Below are 19,727 nucleotides of genomic sequence, written 5' to 3' on the forward strand. Positions count from 1 at the left end.
TTTAAAGCAGCCGCTAAAAACTTAACTGCTGCCAGCCGGTTTTACTGTCAAAACTCAGGCTCTTCACCTCGCCCCGGCCTTCAATATTAACGGTATTAACCTGTGCCGGCCATAAGGCCTGCAAGGCATTGTGTTTAATACGCAGGCCCTGTAGCTCAGCAGGAATAGGCGCTTCCTGATACACCCAGAAAAACCGCCCGTCCAGCTGACCACCCACCAGGCTAAGCGTAATAGCCTCACCCGCCAGCGTGGTCAGGGCAAAATGCTCACTAACATACTGGCTGAAGGTTTGCTGGGTTTGGGCGTTGTTTAACAGATCAGCGCCTTTATCAAATAGCTGTTTTACGCCGTGTTCAGCATCGTGCACATAAAAGCGGTGCATCACTTCAATATTACCGCTACGGTCATTAAACAGCACTTTGCTCAGCGCCGCTTTCATCTCGTGCGCGGCAACCTGGCAGCTTAACGCGGCCAGTAGCGCAACACAGCACAGTTGGCGCATTAGTTACCGTCCTTTTTTACAGCTGCCGCGTCAGTTTTCTTCGCCGGATCTTTCAGCTCGGTTTTTACATCCTGCATTATATCGCGGCTCACTTTAGCTTTGCTTTTCTCTGACTTATACGCCTCGATGCGTGACGGAATAATGCGCCGTGGATAATGGTTGTTTTCCATATCCACATCGGCCGTTTCCCACTTCGGATCCACCACTACATCTTTTAGCACTTTATCTTTTGCTGTCACTACCAGGCGGTTAACTGCTTTGGGGTTACGCCGCCAGATCTCAGCCGGAATATACTGCTGCTCACTGCTGCCATCGGTATAGTTTAGCTGCAGCAAAATCGGCATGACCAGACCGCCCCGGTTGCTAAACTGCAGTACATAGTAGTTTTTGTCTTCGGCCACGGCTCGCTCAAACGCCTTACGCTCCCACGGCTCTAAATCGTGCAGGAACTTGGTGTAAGCATTACGCTCTTTGTTGGTGACGGTAAAGCGGTCATTGTCGTCATAGAAGTCACGCACGTCCGGGTTTTTATCAATCCACAACACTTTGCCTTCGGCTTTATTACGCTCAACAAACAATGAGGTTGGTTTATCCCGTTCTTGCTGGCGCTGGCGCTCGAAATCAATATCCGGGTTTTTGGTGTCTAACCGCAGTTGAAACACCTTATCCAGTGAGATATCGACATGGTCAGTGCTGTAAAACCAGCCGCGCCAGAACCAGTCTAAGTCAACGCCGCTCGCCTCTTCCATCGTGCGGAAAAAGTCTGCCGGTGTTGGCCGCTTAAACTTCCAGCGCGTGGCATACTCTTTAAAGGCAAAATCGAACAGCTCACGGCCTAAAATCACTTCGCGCAGAATATTCAGCGCTGCCGCCGGCTTGGTATACGCATTGGGGCCCAGTTTTAGCACGCTGTCAGACTGCGTCATAATCGGTACCTGCACGTCCGACTTCATATAGTCGACAATATCGCGCGGCTCAACACCCCAGGGAATAGTCGGGTCCCACTCTCGGCCCGCCACACCGTCTAAAAAGCTGTTTAAGCCCTCATCCATCCAGGTCCACTGCCGCTCGTCAGAATTGACCACCATTGGAAAGTAAATATGCCCCACTTCGTGGATCACCACGCCGATTAAAAAGCGCTTTTCTGCCTGAGAGTAAGTACGGCTTCCGTCATCCTGCAACTTGGTGCGTGGGCCGTTGAAGGTGATCATCGGGTATTCCATACCACCGACCGGGCCATTTACTGATTGCGCCACCGGATAGGGATAGTCAAACGAGAAGCGCGAATACACTTCCATGGTATGCACTATGGCTTCGGTGGAATACTTCTGCCACAGCTCGCCGCCCTCTTTCGGGTAAAACGACATCGCCATCACAAACGGCTGTTCGCTGCCGCCCTGCTGATAACCTTTGGCGTCCCAGATAAACTTACGCGATGAGGCCCAGGCAAAATCGCGCACATTCTTCGCTTTAAAATGCCAGGTTTTGGCGGCAGAGGTGCCTTCTTTCTCGTTTTCCAGCGCCTCCTGCTCGGTAACAATAAACACCGGCCGCTTGGCAGTCTTTGCCTGCTCTAACCGGGCCAATTGCTGTTTGGTCAGCACCTTGCTGCTGTTTTGCAGCTCACCGGTCGAGGATACAATATGGTCGGCCGGCACAGTTAATTTCACATCATAGTCACCAAATTCCAGCGTAAACTCGCCGCGGCCTAAAAATTCTTTGTTGGTCCAGGCTTCGTAGTCGGTGTAAGCGACTAACCGCGGGAACCACTGCGCCAGTAAGAAAATATCATTGCCACCTTCACGGGCATCTTTCGGGAAATGCTCATAGCCAGAGCGGGCAGATACCGCGTCTTCTTCGACAATATCAAACGCAAAGTCCAGGCTGATATCGGTCGCCTGGCCCGGTTTTAACGGCTTATCCAAGTCGATACGCATAAGCGTACCCACCAGCGTTACCGGCAAGGCTTTACCCTTGCTGCTTTTCACGTTGCTGATGACAAAACCCAATTCGTTATCGGCCATAAACTGCTGGCGACGTAGCTCCTCCAGGCTTAAACGGGCAGTAATGTCACCCTCGCCAATGGACGTGGCCGGACCACGGCGGCCAATGCCACCAAAGTCAGTGCTCATCTCGGCCATAGAATCGTTTTTAAAAATATTCTGATCCAGATGCAGCCACAGGTACTTCAGCGTATAAGGCGAGTTGTTTTTGTAATGAATTTGCTGGCTGGCGCTTAAGCGCCGTTTGGCTTCGTCCAGCACCACGTCCATATTGTAATTCACTTGCTGCTGCCAGTACTGTTGACCCGGCTCACCGGCGGCATTACGGTACACATTCGGTGTTGGCAGCACTTCATCCAGTTGACGAAATTTATCTTCAAAATCACCTTTGGTCTGGCGAATGGCATCGGCGCCGGCAGCAGTACTACACAGTAGTGCCGCAACCAGGCTGAAAAGCGACAGCCGGCGTAGGGCAGAGCGGGAAAACATATCGGACATAAAAACGACTCTGTTATTGTTTTAAGTATTTGAAGTTAGCCAAATACAATATGAAACTTCTGCCAACCAGACAAGCGCTATTCAACACGCACAGCGGTTATTCTGTCGCCAATAAAAAACCCTGCCGCAGCAGGGTTTTGTTAAACACCAATCATCTTAGTCACGAGGCTTGCGCGGTGCACGTGGCGCTGCACCCGGGCGCGGCCCGGGGCCATTTGACGGACGGCGATCACCTGCCGGTGCAGCACCGCTGTCAACGGTGATATTCAGCTTTTGCTTACGCACATAGACTTTTTTCAGATGCTGGAAAATTTCATTCGGAATAGCTGCTGGCAGCTCTACCGTGCTGAAATGATCGAACAGTTTGATATTACCGATAAACTGGCTGTCGATATTGGCTTCATTAGCAATGGCACCGACGATATCACCGGCCCGCACACCGTGTTCTTTACCTACTTCAATGCGGTAGGTCTGGTAATCACCTTTCATTTCACGACGCTGGCGCGGACCGCGGTCCGGACGCTCGCCACGCTCTGGCCGGTCACCGCGCTCACGGCGTGGACGATCATCACGCTCACCACGGGCATGCGGCTCACGGATTTCCGGGAACTGGCTGGCAACATTCAGCGGCTGATCTTTCTGTGCTAAATACAGCAGCGCAGCAGCCAAATCATTCTCGGTAGTATCAATCTTCTCGCGCCAGTCGTTAATTAAGTCCTGGAAGAAGCTTAAGTTCTGCGTTTCAATGGTTTGTGCCAGTTGCTCACGGAACGACTCGATGCGGCGCTGTTCAATCACCTGGCCGGATGGCAGTGACATTTTTTCGATCGGCTGCTTAGTTGCATGTTCAATGGTGCGCAGTAAACGCCGCTCTCGTGGCGAAACAAACAGAATGGCTTTACCTTCGCGGCCAGCCCGGCCAGTGCGGCCTATCCGGTGCACATAGGCTTCGCTATCGTAAGGAATATCATAGTTCACTACCAGGCTGATACGCTCAACGTCCAGACCACGGGCAGCGACGTCGGTCGCAACAATAATGTCTAGCTGGTTTGCTTTCATCTTACGAATGGTCAGCTCGCGGTGCGCCTGGTTCATATCACCGTTTAAGCAGGCGACGGCATAGCCACGGGCACCCAGCTTTTCGGCAATTTCTTCAGTCGCGCTTTTAGTGCGCACGAACACGATGGAAGCATCATATTCTTCACCTTCCAGCACACGGGTTAACGCATCCAGTTTCTGGTTGCCATCCAACATCACATAGCTTTGCTTGATCCGCTCTACGGTACTGGTTTTAGAAGCAATTTTAATTTCTTCGGCATCTTTCAGGTGCTTTTGCGCTATAGCCCGGATTTGTGGCGGCATAGTGGCCGAGAACATCGCCACCTGACGGCCGGCCGGTGTCGCATCCATAATGGTTTGCACATCATCGATAAAACCCATGCGCAGCATTTCGTCGGCTTCATCCAGCACGATAGCGCGCAGCTTATCCAGCTTTAAGGTGCCACGATCTAAGTGATCCAGAATACGGCCCGGTGTACCAACAATCACCTGAGAGCCACGCTTTAGTGACTTAAGCTGGTTTGTATAGCTCTGACCACCATATAACGGCAGAACATGGAATGCCGGCATATAGCGGGCATAAGCCTGAAACGCTTCAGCCACCTGAATGGCCAGTTCACGGGTAGGCGCTAATACCAGAATTTGCGGATCGTTCTGTGCAGGGTCAAGCCGTGCTAATAAAGGCAGCGCGAAAGCACCGGTTTTACCGGTACCAGTTTGCGCCTGGCCTAATACATCTTCGCCAGCTAATAGTTTAGGGATAGCCGCAGCCTGGATAGGCGACGGTGTTTCATAGCCAAGTTCAGTGACAGCACGAACAATAGCTTCAGGCAGCATTAGCTGGGAAAATGACACAGTGTCAGACATACGTTGTTTAAACCTCAATAACACGCAGGCGTAGTGGTAGTGCTATTGTTGCTTTTACTTAGCCTGCAGAGCAGTAAAAACAAGTAAATCAAACCAAAACCATAGCCTTGGTTGATTTTATTCCAGTAGTATAGCCAAACATTCTTATGACAAGAGGCCTATCATGATAGACATCCTCGTTGGCAGCCAAATGGGCGCAGCGGAATATGTGGCAGAACAAGTTGCTGAAACACTGGTACAAGCGGGCTATGAGATTAACATTCATCTGAAACCCGAACTGGATCACCTTAACCCGACCAATGTCTGGTTAGTAATCACATCCACCTATGGCGCAGGAGATCTGCCTGATAATATTCAACCCTTTGCGGATCAATTAGCACAAGATCGGCGTGATCTTACCACACTTTCTTACGCCGTGATCACTTTAGGTGACTCCGGATACGATACTTTTTGCGAAGCGGGCAGAAAATTAAACCGCATCCTGGCAGGTAAAGCAGCAAAGCTATTATTAGCCCCACTGGAAATCGATGCACAACAAGCCGATCTTCCTGAGGACATCGCTCTGGCCTGGTTGCCAGAACTTATCAAGGTTTTGCCATAAAAAAAGCGGGTGCAAAGCACCCGCAAACACAAGTATATCTCAGGAAGAACAGGATAACGTTAGTCTCTCCCGGGTTGGCCTCAGCAATAAAACCAACTTGTCGCTACAGTACAGCGGCGGGCTGGCAATGTCTTGATAACGGCATGATAAAGGCCTGATAAAAGCCCGATCTGTAAGTTGATCTTGTTATACAGAGTTATGCACACAAGCCAAATAAAAACTTAACTACTGTGCATAACTTACCGTTTAACCGGTGATTAAGCTGTATTTATCCTAAATATAAAAAAAATATTTTTTAGACATGTGGATAACATGGCATATTGATCACCGGTTAAACAGCAACTGATCCTAGCTTGATCACAGGATCTGATCCTTTCTAAGCAACTGATCCTTATTGTGAAGATCTGCTTATCCACCAAAAATCACTTGCTTAGTAGTAAACATAATAAAAAGATCTCTAAAAAGATCTTATTTAATTTAGAAGATCCTAAGCCCGTTGCACCATTCCACTTCAGGGCAGATCAAGCTACAATAACGCCCCTTAAACCAATGTTCAGACAACCCAGATCCAGAGGCAACTATGCTGTACCAAGAGACATTCGATGTAATCGTTGTAGGTGGTGGTCATGCCGGCACCGAAGCCGCTCTGGCAGCAGCCCGTATGGGACGTAAAACCCTGTTACTAACCCATAACGTTGAAACCCTGGGGCAGATGTCATGCAACCCCGCTATAGGTGGTATTGGTAAAGGCCATTTGGTAAAAGAAATTGATGCCTTAGGCGGCGCTATGGCCATTGCTGCTGACAAAGGCGGTATTCAATTTCGCACCCTCAACAGTTCAAAAGGCCCGGCAGTTCGTGCAACCCGTGCCCAGGCCGATCGTCAGTTGTACCGTGCAGCTATTCGCCAGACACTGGAAAACCAGCCCAATTTAAGTATTTTTCAACAAGCTTGTGATGATCTGATTGTTGAACAGGATCGGGTAACCGGAGTAGTTACTCAGATGGGGCTTAAATTTCGCGCCAAAGCGGTAATATTAACCGTTGGCACCTTTTTAGGTGGCCAAATCCATATTGGTTTGCAAAGTCACTCGGGCGGCCGAGCCGGTGATCCGCCATCCATTGCACTGGCAAAACGTTTACGTGAATTACCCTTTAGGGTCGATAGATTAAAAACCGGTACTCCACCACGCATCGATGCCCGAACCATAGATTTTAGTGTGATGCAGGCACAGCCAGGTGATAACCCAACGCCACTGTTTTCGTTTATGGGTAAAGCCAGCGATCATCCACAACAAATCGCTTGTTACATAGCTTATACCAATCAACAAACGCATGATGTGATCCGCAATAATCTGGACAGATCGCCGATGTATACCGGCGTCATTGAAGGTATAGGCCCACGCTATTGCCCATCCATTGAAGATAAAATTATGCGCTTTGCCGATAAAGATAAACATCAGATCTTTATTGAACCGGAAGGCTTAACGACGCATGAGGTTTACCCGAACGGCATTTCTACCAGCCTGCCATTTGATGTACAAATGAGCATAGTTCGCTCAATAAAAGGCATGGAAAACGCCCACATTACCCGCCCTGGCTATGCCATTGAGTATGACTTTTTTGATCCACGCGATCTGAAAAGTAGCCTGGAAACCAAATTTATCAGCGGCTTATTTTTCGCCGGCCAGATCAACGGCACCACTGGTTATGAAGAAGCCGGGGCACAAGGCTTGTTAGCCGGGCTAAATGCGGCCTTATTCAGCCAGGAAAAAGACAGCTGGTCGCCGGGTCGGGAACAAGCTTATCTTGGAGTACTGGTGGATGACTTAACCACCCTGGGGACCAAAGAACCCTACCGCATGTTTACCAGCCGTGCTGAATACCGTTTAATGCTGCGGGAAGACAACGCTGATGCGCGTTTAACTGAAAAAGGTCGTGAGTTAGGCCTGGTCGATGATGCACGCTGGGCGGCGTTTAACCAGAAAATGGAGCAGATCGCGCTGGAAAGGCAACGGTTAAAACAAAGCTGGATCCATCCGCAGCATGCTGCGTTACCAGCTGTGAACGCTTTAGTGAAAACCCCTCTCAGCAAAGAAGCCAGCTTAGAAGAGTTAGTGCGCCGGCCGGAAGTAACCTATGCCGATCTGATGCAAATTGCTGATCTTGGTCCGGGTTTAGCGGATCACGCTGCTGCTGAACAAGTTGAAATTCAGATTAAATACGAAGGCTATATTCATCGTCAGCAAGATGAAATTGCCAAGCAACAACGCAATGAGCAAACGCGATTACCACAACAGTTTGATTATAAAGCGGTTAAAGGGCTGTCCAACGAGGTCATTGTTAAACTGAACCAAAGCCAGCCAGAAACGGTAGGCCAGGCTTCGCGTATCTCCGGTATTACGCCGGCTGCTATTTCGTTGTTGCTGGTGTACTTAAAAAAACAAGGCTTACTGCGAAAATCAGCGTAAAGGATCCTCATGTTAGAACAATTACGGGCGCTGGTGGCACAAAGTAGCCTGCAGTTATCAGAACAGCAGTTGCAGCAATGTGTTGCTTATGTGCAATTATTGGATAAATGGAACAGCGCTTATAACCTGACATCAGTGCGTGATCCAAACGAGATGCTGATAAAACACGTAATGGACAGCCTGGTCGTTGCGCCCTATTTAACCGGCGAACGTTTTATTGATGTTGGCACAGGCCCGGGCTTACCGGGTGTGCTACTGGCTATTTACTATCCACAAAAACAGTTCACACTGCTTGATAGCCTGGGCAAACGCATCCGCTTTTTAAACCAGGTAAAGCTGCAGCTGAAACTGGACAATATTCAACCGCTGCAAAGCCGGGTAGAAGAGCACAAGCCTGAACAAGGTTATGACGGCGTAATTAGCCGTGCTTTTGCGTCAATCAATGATATGCTCAGTTGGTGTCGGCACTTACCGGCACAGAATGGCCGCTTTTTCGCCATGAAGGGTGCCGCAGTACAAGAAGAAATTGCAGCTTTGCCCGATTTTGTTAAAGTAACCAGCGTTCAGCCCCTGAGTGTGCCGCAGTTGCATGCGCAGCGGCATTTAGTAATACTGGACCCCTGCTAACTGATAACGAGGACATCTTGTGGCGAAAGTGATCGCAATAGCTAACCAGAAAGGTGGTGTTGGCAAAACCACCACAGCAGTCAATCTGGCTGCGTCACTGGCGGCGACCAAACGCAAGGTGCTACTGATTGATCTGGATCCACAGGGCAACGCCACTATGGGCAGCGGCGTCGATAAATATGACCTGCCTGCTACCGCTTATGAACTGCTGGTTGATGACAAGCCGTTACTGGAAGTGTTGGTAAAAGACACCAGTGGCGGTTACCATCTGGTCGGCGCTAATGCCGATCTTACCGCTGCTGAAGTGCGTTTAATGAATGTCTTTGCGCGCGAATTACGCTTACGTAATGCGTTAAAAGAATTCCGCAACAGTTACGACTTTATCTTTATCGATTGCCCGCCGTCACTGAATATGTTAACGGTAAATGCAATGGCCGCCGCCGATACGGTGCTGGTGCCGATGCAGTGCGAGTATTTTGCGCTGGAAGGTTTAACGGCGCTGGTTGAAACCATTAACCAACTGGCTGCTGCAGTGAACCCTGAGCTTAAGATCGAAGGGATCTTAAGAACCATGTACGATCCGCGCAACCGGCTGGCAAACGATGTATCAGAACAATTAAAGCAGCACTTTGGTGATAAGGTGTACCGTGCGGTGATCCCGCGTAATGTGCGACTTGCAGAGGCGCCCAGTTTCGGGGCGCCGGTAATGTATTACGATAAAAGCTCAACCGGGGCTAAAGCCTATCTGGCACTGGCTGGTGAAATGTTACGCCGGGCAGATAAGAAAACCGTTAACAGCACAGCAGCAGTCTGAACAGGCTGTTAGCGGAGCATCATGTTTAGGGAATGAAGTAACATGTCGGTAAAGAAACGCGGCCTGGGCCGGGGTCTGGATGCCTTATTAACGTCCAATAGAACCAATAACAGCAGCGCGACTCAGCATAGTGGCGCTGAGTTGCAACTCTTGCCGGTTGAGTTTCTGACACCGGGTAAATATCAGCCGCGTAAAGATATGTCACAGGAAGCGCTGGAAGATTTAGCCAGCTCAATCCGTGCTCAAGGAGTTATTCAACCAATAGTGGTGCGGGCGCTGGCTAAAGATAAATTTGAAATTATCGCCGGTGAACGGCGTTGGCGTGCCAGCCAGTTGGCGCAATTAAGCGACGTACCTTGTATTGTTAAAGACGTACCTGACGAAGCCGCGGTGGCCATTGCGCTGATCGAAAATATTCAGCGCGAAGACTTAAACGCGATGGAAGAAGCCGTGGCGCTGGAACGCTTATTGACCGAATTTGCCCTAACACATCAGCAGGTGGCCGATGCGGTAGGTAAATCACGGGCTTCTGTTACCAATTTACTGCGCTTAAACCAGTTAAATGACGATGTAAAACTATTGCTGGAGCACGGTGATATTGAAATGGGCCATGCCCGTGCCTTGTTGGCGCTAAAAGATTCTGAGCAGTCCGATGCTGCGCGTTTAGTGGCAGCAAAGCAATTAACGGTGCGCGAAACAGAGAACCTGGTACGGCGTATTCTGGAACCCAAACCGACGGTGGCCGAAAAACCGCGCGATCCGGATGTACTGGCATTAGAGCAACGGCTAAGTGAGCGCTTTGCGGCACCGGTGCAAATTAGTTACAACAATAAAGGTAAGGGCAAGTTAGAAATTGCCTACAGCAGCCTGGATGAGCTGGATGGCATTATTGCCAGGCTGAATGCAACCGAGCAATAAAACAGCAATCTGTTACCGATATCTGTACTCACGCCGGGTTGGTGCCGCTTTTTGTTGCAAATTAAAGGCAAGTAAGTATACTTTCGCAAGCTTTTTATACCCCCATCTTGGGTTATTTCAGGGGGACTTACAGTGACTGATAAAAGTGCTGCAATTGCGCGTAAATCAGCCTACAAACTGGCATTTTTCCAGTTAGCAGTAGCCGGGGTTATCGCACTGGCTTTTTTTTTAGCTGCAGATGCAGCCGCGGCCAAATCCGCTTTCAAAGGCGGTTTGGTAGCCGCGATAGCGAATTTTGTTTTTGCTTTGCTCACATTCCGCGTGAATGCTGCAGAGCAACCTGAACTGGCGAAAGCCGCGTTGATGCGGGGCCATTCAGTAAAAATGATTTTGATCGTTGTATTGTGTGCGCTGGTTTTGCAACAACCGGATAATGTCGCCGCCGCTTTTGCTGTAGGCTTTAGTCTGACATTACTCATGCAATGGTCTGCAACGTTTTTCTTTAAACATTAAAATTGGGATGGAAACATGGCGGCAGGTGAAGAGTTAACCCTCTCCGGCCATATCCAGCACCACCTTACCAACGCCAAAATGTGTACTGTCGATGGCAGTGTCGCATTTAATAAAGCGTGTAGTGAGGCCGGTTTCTGGACATGGCATATCGATACTTTAGCTTGGTCAATCGGCCTGGGTTTATTATTTCTGTGGATATTCCGTAGTGCGGCGAAAAGTGCGACCACGGGTGTTCCAGGTAAATTCCAGTGCTTTATCGAAATGGTCGTCGAGTTTGTTGCGGCGAACGTTAAAGACACCTTCCACGGTAAAAGTGCCTTAATTGCACCACTGGCGTTAACGATTTTCGTCTGGGTGTTTTTAATGAACCTGATGGACTTAATACCGGTGGATTTCCTGCCTGCTTTTGCTGGTTTTGTTGGTGAACAAGCTTTCGGTATGGATAGTCACGACGTGTACATGAAAATTGTACCGACAACTGATATCAATCTGACTGCAGCACTGGCGATTGGTGTGTTTCTGCTGATGATCGGCTACTCGGTAAAAATTAAAGGCGTAATCGGTTTTATCAAAGAACTGACCTTACATCCGTTCAGCTCGTCAAACCTGGTTGTGCAGATCTTACTAATCCCCTTTAACCTGTTACTGGAAACTATTGCGCTGGTGGCTAAGCCATTCTCGTTAGCACTGCGTTTGTTCGGCAACTTGTATGCAGGTGAACTTATTTTCATTCTGATTGGTGCTGTCGGCCTACTTCAATTGCCATTGCACTTTATTTGGGCTGTATTCCACATTCTGGTAATCGTGCTACAGGCATTCGTGTTTATGATGCTGACCATCGTTTACCTGAGTATGGCCAGTTCAGACAATCATTAATCGGTTTTGCTTTACTTTAACTTTAACTATTGAAATATCGGAGATAAAAATGGAACTAGTATTAGGCCTTAAATATATCGCAGTTGCTCTGTTAATCGGTTTCGGTGCTATTGGTACCGCAATAGGTTTCGGTAACATGGGTGGTAAGTTCTTAGAGTCTTGTGCCCGTCAACCAGAGCTGGCGCCTTCACTGCAAGTTAAAATGTTCATCCTGGCAGGTCTGATCGATGCTGTTGCGATGATCGGTGTTGGTATCGCAATGGTATTGTTGTTCGTTCTGTAATTAACGGGCGAATTCGAACAACTTACTATTAAGGAGGAGCGGTCGTGAATTTAAACGCCACTCTATTAGGCGAATTAATCGCATTTGCGGTGTTCGTACTGTTCTGTATGAAGTTTGTCTGGCCGCCGCTGATCAATGCGATTGAAGCGCGCCAGAAGAAAATTGCTGACGGTTTAGCCGCTTCTGATCGGGCAGAAAAAGACCTGGCATTAGCCCAGGACAAAGCCAAAGATCAGCTAAAAGATGCTAAAGCGCAGGCGGCAGAAATTATTGAGCAAGCGAAAAAACGCGAAGCCAAGATGATTGATGAAGCCGTGCATAAAGCCAATGCCGAACGTGAAAACATTCTGGCGCAGGCTAAAGCAGAATTAGAAGCCGAGCGTAATCGTTTACGTGAAGAGCTGCGCAAGCAAGTTGCTGCATTAGCGGTAGCCGGCGCAGAGAAAATTCTGCAACGTTCTATTGATGAAGCTGCTCACAGCGACATTCTGGAAAAACTGGTTCAAGAACTGTAAGAGGATGAGCTATGTCTGATTTGACTAATATTGCTCGTCCTTATGCCAGAGCTGCCTTTGATTTTGCTGTAGAGCAAAATGCACTGGACGCCTGGCTACAGATGTTGGCCTTTGCTGCTGAAGTAGCAAAGAACGACCAGGTTGGCGCTTACTTAGGCGCCAACGGTTCTGCTGAAAAGCAAGCCGGTCTGTTTATTCAGGTATGTGGTGAGCAACTCAATGCGCACGGTCAAAACTTGATTAAAGTGATGGCAGAAAATCATCGTTTGCTGGCGTTGCCTGAAGTGTTAACCGCCTTTGTTGCGCTGAAAGCTGAGTATGAGCAGGAAATCGACGTGTCGGTTGTCTCTGCCACCAAGCTTTCAAAAGCACAACAGGATACGTTAGTTGCGGCACTTTCAAAACGTTTGGCACGCAAAGTTAAATTGAACTGTAGCGAAGATCCTGCAGTGGTTGGCGGTATGCTGATCAAAGCAGGTGACATGGTAATTGATGGCTCGGTCCGCGGTAAGCTGGACCGTTTAGCAACTGCGCTGCAGTCTTAATTGGGGAACAGAGAATGCAACTGAATTCCACTGAAATATCAGAACTGATCAAAAGTCGTATTGCTCAGTTCGAAGTGGTCAGTGAAGCTCGTAACGAAGGTACTATCGTTCAGGTAACTGACGGTATCATCCGTATCAATGGCCTTGCCGACTGTATGCAAGGCGAGATGATTGAGCTTCCTGGCAACCGTTATGCTATCGCGCTGAACTTAGAGCGCAACTCAGTTGGTGCTGTAGTTATGGGTCCGTATGCGGACTTAACTGAAGGCACTAAAGTAAAAAGCACTGGCCGTATTTTAGAAGTACCGGTTGGCCCACAGCTGTTAGGCCGTGTGGTTAACACCTTAGGTGCACCTATCGACGGTAAAGGTCCAATTGACGCTGCTGGTTTTGAGCCGGTAGAGAAAATCGCCCCGGGCGTTATCGACCGTCAGTCAGTAGACCAGCCAATGCAAACGGGTTATAAGTCGGTTGATGCCATGATCCCTATCGGTCGTGGTCAGCGTGAATTGTTAATCGGTGACCGTCAAACCGGTAAAACCGCATTGGCAATCGATGCCATCATCAACCAGAAAGGCACCGGCGTTAAGTGTATCTACGTTGCTGTTGGCCAAAAAGCCTCTACTATTGCTAACGTGGTACGTAAACTGGAAGAGCACGGCGCCCTGGCTCACACTATTGTGGTTGTGGCATCTGCGTCTGAAGCGGCTGCGCTGCAGTTCCTGGCGCCATACTCTGGTTGTACTATGGGTGAATACTTCCGTGACCGCGGTGAAGATGCACTGATCGTATACGATGACCTGTCTAAGCAAGCTGTGGCTTACCGTCAGATCTCGTTACTGTTACGTCGTCCACCAGGCCGTGAAGCTTACCCGGGTGACGTATTCTATCTTCACTCACGTCTGCTGGAGCGCGCATCACGCGTTAATGCTGACTACGTAGAAAAGTACACCAAGGGTGAAGTGAAAGGCAAAACCGGTTCATTAACGGCGTTGCCAATTATCGAAACTCAGGCCGGTGACGTTTCTGCGTTCGTACCAACTAACGTAATCTCGATTACTGACGGTCAGATCTTCTTAGAAACTGACTTGTTTAACGCCGGCATCCGCCCTGCGGTTAACGCCGGTATTTCGGTATCGCGGGTAGGTGGTGCAGCACAAACCAAGATCATCAAGAAATTAGGTGGTGGTATTCGTCTGGCATTAGCCCAGTACTCAGAACTGGCAGCATTTGCGCAGTTTGCGTCTGACCTTGACGAAGCTACCCGCGCCCAGTTAGAGCATGGCCAAAAGGTTACTGAGCTGATGAAACAGTTACAGTACAGCCCGATGTCTGTTGCTGAAATGGGTGTGTCTATTTTCGCTATCGAAAAAGGCTTTATGAAAGATGTCGATGTGGCCAAGATCCTGGATTTTGAAGCTGCGCTGATCGCGTTCATGAAAGCAGAACACGCTGAGCTGATGGCTGATATCGATAAAACCGGTAACTACAACGACCAAATCGAGTCTACGTTCAAAGCTGCCATTGAGAAATTCAAGGCAACGCAGACCTGGTAATCAATGTGGGTGGCATGCCACCCCATTCGTTGAATGAATCGGAGATACAGTCATGGCCGGTGGTAAAGAGATAAAAAGTAAGATCGGGAGTATTAACAATACTCGCAAGATCACCAGTGCTATGGAAAAGGTTGCGGTCAGCAAAATGCGCAAAGCGCAGGACCGCGTAGCTGCAACTCGCCCATACGCTGAAGGTATGCGCAAAGTGATCGGTAATGTTGCCAATGGCAGCCTGGAATACCGCCATCCGTATTTAGCGGATCGTGAGGTAAAGCGGGTTGGTTACATTGTCATTTCTACTGATCGTGGTCTTTGCGGTGGCCTGAATACCAACGAGTTTAAGAAAGTTGCCCTGGAACTGAAAAGCTGGAAAGACAAAGGTGTTGATGCGCAGTTTGCCGTTATCGGTAACAAAGCCACCGCCTTCTTCAAGCGTTTTGGCGGTAAGGTAGTAGCACAACAGGCGGGTTCAGGTGACGTACCACGTTTGGCTGATGTGATCGGTTCGGTAAAAGTGATGCTGCAAGCATTTAACGAAGGCCGTATCGACCGCTTATTCCTGGTGTACAACAAGTTTGTTAACACCATGAAGCAAGAGCCAGTGATCGATCAACTCTTACCTTTGCCAAAAGCAGATATTGAGCAAAAAGCACATAACTGGGATTACCTGTACGAGCCGGATCCAAAACCTATTTTAGATATGTTGTTGGACCGTTTTGTTGAGTCGCAGGTTTATCAGGGCGTGGTAGAAAATTCTGCCAGCGAGCACGCGGCGCGGATGGTAGCCATGAAGGCTGCAACCGACAACGCCGGTAACCTGATGGACGACCTGAAGCTGGTGTACAACAAAGCACGTCAGGCCGCGATTACCCAGGAGCTTAGCGAAATCGTCGCAGGTGCGGCAGCTGTAGGCTAAGGTAAACAGTTTTGAGAAATTTGAGGAAACATCATGAGTCAAGGTAAGGTCGTCCAAATCATTGGCGCCGTTGTGGATATCGATTTTCCACAAGATGCGGTACCTGGTATCTATGACGCGTTAAACGTGACCGACGGTGATCTGGCTGGTTTGGTGCTGGAAGTTCAGCAACAGCTGGGTGGCGGTACTGTTCGTACTATCGCATTAGGTACAACTGACGGTTTACGTCGCGGCGCAGCTGTAGCGAATACCGGCAAAGCAATTCAGGTTCCGGTGGGTAAAGCCACACTGGGCCGTATTATGAACGTATTAGGCGAGCCAATCGACGAAGCGGGCCCAATCGGTGAAGAAGAGCGTTGGTCAATCCACCGCGCTGCCCCTTCATACGAAGATCAGGCGGCGTCAAACGCGCTGCTGGAAACCGGTATCAAGGTTATTGACCTGGTATGTCCGTTCGCCAAAGGTGGTAAAGTGGGTCTGTTCGGTGGTGCCGGTGTAGGTAAAACCGTAAACATGATGGAACTGATCCGTAACATCGCGATCGAGCACAGCGGTTACTCCGTATTCGCCGGTGTAGGTGAGCGTACCCGTGAAGGTAACGACTTCTATCACGAGATGAAAGACTCTAACGTACTGGATAAAGTATCGTTAGTGTACGGTCAGATGAACGAGCCACCAGGCAACCGTCTGCGCGTAGCATTAACCGGCTTAACCATGGCGGAAAAATTCCGTGATGAAGGCCGTGACGTACTGTTCTTCGTTGATAACATCTACCGTTACACCCTGGCCGGTACTGAAGTATCAGCACTTCTGGGCCGTATGCCATCAGCAGTAGGTTATCAGCCAACGCTGGCAGAAGAGATGGGCGCGCTGCAAGAGCGTATTACCTCTACTAAGACCGGTTCTATCACGTCAATCCAGGCCGTTTACGTTCCTGCGGATGACTTAACTGACCCGTCACCAGCGACCACGTTCTCGCACTTAGATGCGACCGTAGTACTGAGCCGTAACATCGCATCTCTGGGTATTTACCCGGCGATCGATCCACTGGATTCAACTTCTCGTCAGTTAGATCCGCTGGTAATCGGTAAAGAGCACTATGAAGTAGCACGTGGCGTACAGTCAGTACTTCAGCGTTACAAAGAGCTGAAAGACATCATCGCCATTCTGGGTATGGACGAACTGTCTGATGAAGACCGTACTACTGTATACCGTGCGCGTAAAATTCAGCGTTTCCTGTCGCAGCCATTCTTCGTAGCTGAAGTATTTACTGGTTCACCAGGTAAATACGTACCGCTGAAAGAAACTATCCGTGGCTTCAAAGGTATTCTGGACGGCGAGTTCGACCATATGCCAGAGCAAGCGTTCTACATGGTTGGTTCTATCGACGAAGCGATCGAAAAAGCGAAGAAACTGTAAGTTCAGGCTTTAGGAGAGCGAGATGGCGATGACAGTGCAACTGGATGTAGTAAGTGCCGAAGAAAAAATCTTCTCCGGCCTTGTCGAATCCGTGCAGGTCACAGGCAGTGAGGGCGAGCTGGGTATTTTACCTTTCCACGCCCCATTACTGACCACCCTGAAACCTGGCATGGTCCGTATCGTAAAACAATTTGGCGAAGAACACGTGATTTACGTAGCTGGTGGCGTACTTGAAGTACAACCCGATACCATCACTGTATTGGCCGATGTCGCGGTACGCGGCGAAGACTTAGACGAGCAAGCCGCTTTAGACGCACAAAAGCGTGCTGAAGAAGCGATGCAGCATGCTGGCGCAGACTTTAACTATGCTGAAGCTGCGGCGCAACTGGCCGAAGCCATTGCCCAGCTGCGCATTATTCAGAAAATGCGTAAAAAATAAGTTCGGGTTCCGAAGTAACAAAAGCCACCTTAGGGTGGCTTTTTTATTAATTATAAATACACATTTACCCAATATCCTCCATCAATATATCGTTATAACAAATTACTCTAAACGAATTAAAGCCGTGGTAAGCAGAAAGTCGTTTAATTGTTTTATAAACATCTTATATATGTATAATAAAATTTGATAAAACAATTACATTGTTTATTTTTTAGGTAAAACTGCTTATGAACTTAGTGAGTATTGGCGAGTTTACCGTCGACCTTGATGAACGTCGTATTTTCCGGCAACAAACTGAACTGGCTGCTGAGCCAAAAGTGATCGAGGTGTTATGTTACCTGATTGAGCACCGAGAACGCTTTGTGAGCCTGAATGAGCTACATGAAAACGTTTGGGCTGGCAGGGTGGTAACAGATACCGCAGTCAGAAGAACCATCAGCAAGCTCAGAGTACTGCTGGAAGATAGTGAGGCAGAAAATCCGCGTTATATAAAGTCACAAATGAAGCGGGGTTATCAGCTGGTTTGCAGCGTCGGCACTGAGTCTGTGGCGGTACCGCAGTTTTCGCCAGGGCCTGCGGTGGTTGCTGTGAATCCTGGTAAAAAAGCACTGCCGACGAAGCCGATCTTGTTCTGCTTAGTGCTAGCTATTTTAATGCTGGCGACGATTTATTATCTGTATGCCCAGCCACAGCGCAGCCTTAATCAACTGGTACAGACTGAAACCTTACTCTCAATTCCCGGCCAGAAGACCAGCTTATCGATATCGAAAGATGGTCGTTGGCAGGCATTTGTCAGTAAGATTGATAACAGCAGCAACTGGGAATTGTATTTATATGATGCAAAAGCCGGTCAGCTACAGAAGATTGAAACACCAACAGAGCACTGCCGCTTTGTCAGCTTTATCGACAACGACAGCCGGCTGGCTTACGTCGGCTATGACGGTAGCGAGGCTAAATTGTATACACAATCGGTGGTTAATTTGGCTGAAGCTCCCGTCTTACACCCTACAGCACCTTTTCAGCTACTGGGGAACTCGGTTGAACTAGCAAAGGACAAAATATTAATAGCCGCTGCAAAATCTATTTCAGATAACTTTCATTATTATAAATATGATTTGCTAACCAATAGCTTCGAGCAGTTTACCTATAGTAGTGAAGACGGTATTCAGGATGCGTTTGCCACTATTTCCGCAGACAGGCAGTTTTTAGCCTTAGGCCGGGCTAATCTTTATAAGAAAAACATGATGCTCCAGATTTATCGTATCGCTGATAAAGAGCTGATAGCAGAATATAAATTACAGGATAGTCTGCGGGATTTCCGTATAAGCTGGCGCGATAACAATAACTTACTTACACGCATCGGTGATAAGCTTTATCTCATAGCTGGTGATACTGGTGAGCGCACCGCAATAGCAGCTGAACCTCATCCATTGCATGAATTTAGCTTTAGCCAAACGGGCGAGCTCTATGCCTTAAGTTATCAGCGCTCAGAACCAAATATTTATCAGGCACGTTGGCCGCTAGCTGATAACTTTAATAAAAGTTATCAGCTTGGCACTAATATACGTACGCTAAGTTTTGGCCAGGATGCTGATACCCTGTGGCTAGTTGAAAAAGAACACAATTTACAACGCCTGTATCGTTATTCCGATAATAAAAATCTGCGCCAGCTGGTGATGGAATCACCGGAGCCGATTACACTTCAGGATCAGACCAAAGATGGTGAGTTTCTGCTGTTAAAGCGCAATAACCGGCTGGAAATTTTTAATACCATAACGGCAGAGTCAACTACCGTATCAGTATCAACTCAGGACGTGCGAACAGGCAATTTTAGCCAAACCGGCGATTTTGTATTTTTCACTGAGCGGGTAAAAGATCAGTGGTTGGTTAAACGCTATAGCCTTGCCGATAACACTCAAAGATTACTACTACAAGACTATATGTATATTCAGGATATTGCCGATGGCTATGTCGCTGCAGACAGTAGTGGCAATGTCTGGCGCCTGGATACTGACTATAACAGAACTGGCTTACTGTATAAGGGGGTGCTATTTGACCTGGAATATCAATTTATTGTGCGTGACGATAAGCTGGTAATGGCATATCGAACGTTTATGGGTGATTGGATACTAGCCGATATTAATTTAACTTCACACCAAATCTGGCAGCGCAGCATAGCTTTTCATGATTTTAGTGTGCCTTTCTCGATTGACAGTAATGGGCTGAATTTGATTTTTAAAACAAATATAAAAGAGGAAAATCAATTGGTTAAGTATGGTTATAACTTTGGTTATAACTAAAGCCAG

At 48.4% G+C, this 19,727-nt stretch carries 18 protein-coding genes; 15 read left to right on the top strand and 3 right to left on the bottom strand.

Going from position 1 to position 19,727, the window contains the following annotated elements; translation table 11 throughout:
- Positions 1-13: 13 nt before the first annotated feature.
- The 3 genes from EYB30_RS07255 to EYB30_RS07265 form a co-directional block, all read right to left on the bottom strand.
- Positions 14-502: a DUF6702 family protein gene (locus tag EYB30_RS07255; RefSeq protein WP_166838256.1), complete on the bottom strand. Its 489-nt coding sequence runs from the start codon at positions 500-502 to the stop codon at positions 14-16.
- Positions 502-3,003 (bottom strand): M1 family metallopeptidase, encoded by a 2,502-nt coding sequence (locus EYB30_RS18645; RefSeq protein WP_241697990.1) that lies wholly within the window; start codon positions 3,001-3,003, stop codon positions 502-504. Before EYB30_RS18645 ends, EYB30_RS07255 begins: the two co-directional genes overlap by 1 nt.
- Before the next feature lie 156 nt (positions 3,004-3,159).
- Positions 3,160-4,929, bottom strand: a complete 1,770-nt coding sequence (locus EYB30_RS07265; protein WP_174978735.1) for a DEAD/DEAH box helicase — start codon at positions 4,927-4,929, stop codon at positions 3,160-3,162.
- A 163-nt stretch (positions 4,930-5,092) separates the two neighbouring features.
- On the opposite strand from EYB30_RS07265, the gene mioC reads away from it, so the two are divergent.
- The 15 genes from mioC (at position 5,093) to EYB30_RS07340 (ending at position 19,721) form a co-directional block, all read left to right on the top strand.
- On the top strand, positions 5,093-5,530 hold the full coding sequence (mioC, locus tag EYB30_RS07270) for an FMN-binding protein MioC (protein WP_166838257.1): 438 nt from the start codon (positions 5,093-5,095) through the stop codon (positions 5,528-5,530).
- Positions 5,531-6,110: 580 nt separating this feature from the next.
- Positions 6,111-8,000, top strand: coding sequence for a tRNA uridine-5-carboxymethylaminomethyl(34) synthesis enzyme MnmG (gene mnmG / locus EYB30_RS07275; protein ID WP_166838258.1), 1,890 nt, complete (start codon positions 6,111-6,113; stop codon positions 7,998-8,000).
- Positions 8,001-8,009: 9 nt separating this feature from the next.
- Complete coding sequence (gene rsmG, locus EYB30_RS07280) at positions 8,010-8,627, top strand: 16S rRNA (guanine(527)-N(7))-methyltransferase RsmG (RefSeq protein WP_166838259.1); 618 nt, start codon at positions 8,010-8,012, stop codon at positions 8,625-8,627.
- A 19-nt stretch (positions 8,628-8,646) separates the two neighbouring features.
- Complete coding sequence (locus EYB30_RS07285; RefSeq protein ID WP_166838260.1) at positions 8,647-9,441, top strand: ParA family protein; 795 nt, start codon at positions 8,647-8,649, stop codon at positions 9,439-9,441.
- 42 nt (positions 9,442-9,483) lie between these two features.
- Positions 9,484-10,359, top strand: a complete 876-nt coding sequence (locus EYB30_RS07290; protein ID WP_166838261.1) for a ParB/RepB/Spo0J family partition protein — start codon at positions 9,484-9,486, stop codon at positions 10,357-10,359.
- Between the two features lie 132 nt (positions 10,360-10,491).
- On the top strand, positions 10,492-10,872 hold the full coding sequence (locus tag EYB30_RS07295; protein ID WP_166838262.1) for an ATP synthase subunit I: 381 nt from the start codon (positions 10,492-10,494) through the stop codon (positions 10,870-10,872).
- A 15-nt stretch (positions 10,873-10,887) separates the two neighbouring features.
- Positions 10,888-11,748: a F0F1 ATP synthase subunit A gene (atpB, locus tag EYB30_RS07300; RefSeq protein ID WP_166838263.1), complete on the top strand. Its 861-nt coding sequence runs from the start codon at positions 10,888-10,890 to the stop codon at positions 11,746-11,748.
- Positions 11,749-11,797: 49 nt separating this feature from the next.
- A complete protein-coding gene (gene atpE / locus EYB30_RS07305; protein ID WP_166838264.1) occupies positions 11,798-12,031 on the top strand; it encodes a F0F1 ATP synthase subunit C in 234 nt (77 codons plus the stop codon).
- Between the two features lie 44 nt (positions 12,032-12,075).
- Complete coding sequence (gene atpF, locus EYB30_RS07310; protein WP_166838265.1) at positions 12,076-12,546, top strand: F0F1 ATP synthase subunit B; 471 nt, start codon at positions 12,076-12,078, stop codon at positions 12,544-12,546.
- 11 nt (positions 12,547-12,557) lie between these two features.
- A complete protein-coding gene (gene atpH / locus EYB30_RS07315; RefSeq protein WP_166838266.1) occupies positions 12,558-13,091 on the top strand; it encodes a F0F1 ATP synthase subunit delta in 534 nt (177 codons plus the stop codon).
- A 14-nt stretch (positions 13,092-13,105) separates the two neighbouring features.
- Positions 13,106-14,647, top strand: coding sequence for a F0F1 ATP synthase subunit alpha (gene atpA, locus EYB30_RS07320; RefSeq protein ID WP_166838267.1), 1,542 nt, complete (start codon positions 13,106-13,108; stop codon positions 14,645-14,647).
- Between the two features lie 52 nt (positions 14,648-14,699).
- The gene (gene atpG, locus EYB30_RS07325) at positions 14,700-15,563 is read left to right on the top strand and encodes a F0F1 ATP synthase subunit gamma (RefSeq protein WP_166838268.1); all 864 of its coding nucleotides are present in this window, start codon (positions 14,700-14,702) and stop codon (positions 15,561-15,563) included.
- Positions 15,564-15,596: 33 nt separating this feature from the next.
- Positions 15,597-16,982, top strand: a complete 1,386-nt coding sequence (gene atpD, locus EYB30_RS07330; RefSeq protein WP_166838269.1) for a F0F1 ATP synthase subunit beta — start codon at positions 15,597-15,599, stop codon at positions 16,980-16,982.
- Between the two features lie 22 nt (positions 16,983-17,004).
- Positions 17,005-17,421, top strand: coding sequence for a F0F1 ATP synthase subunit epsilon (locus EYB30_RS07335; protein ID WP_027670541.1), 417 nt, complete (start codon positions 17,005-17,007; stop codon positions 17,419-17,421).
- Positions 17,422-17,648: 227 nt separating this feature from the next.
- Positions 17,649-19,721 (top strand): winged helix-turn-helix domain-containing protein, encoded by a 2,073-nt coding sequence (locus EYB30_RS07340; protein WP_166838270.1) that lies wholly within the window; start codon positions 17,649-17,651, stop codon positions 19,719-19,721.
- Positions 19,722-19,727: the final 6 nt, after the last annotated feature.

The organism is Rheinheimera pleomorphica, from assembly GCF_011634895.1.
GTDB classification, from domain to species: Bacteria; Pseudomonadota; Gammaproteobacteria; order Enterobacterales; family Alteromonadaceae; genus Alishewanella; species Alishewanella pleomorphica.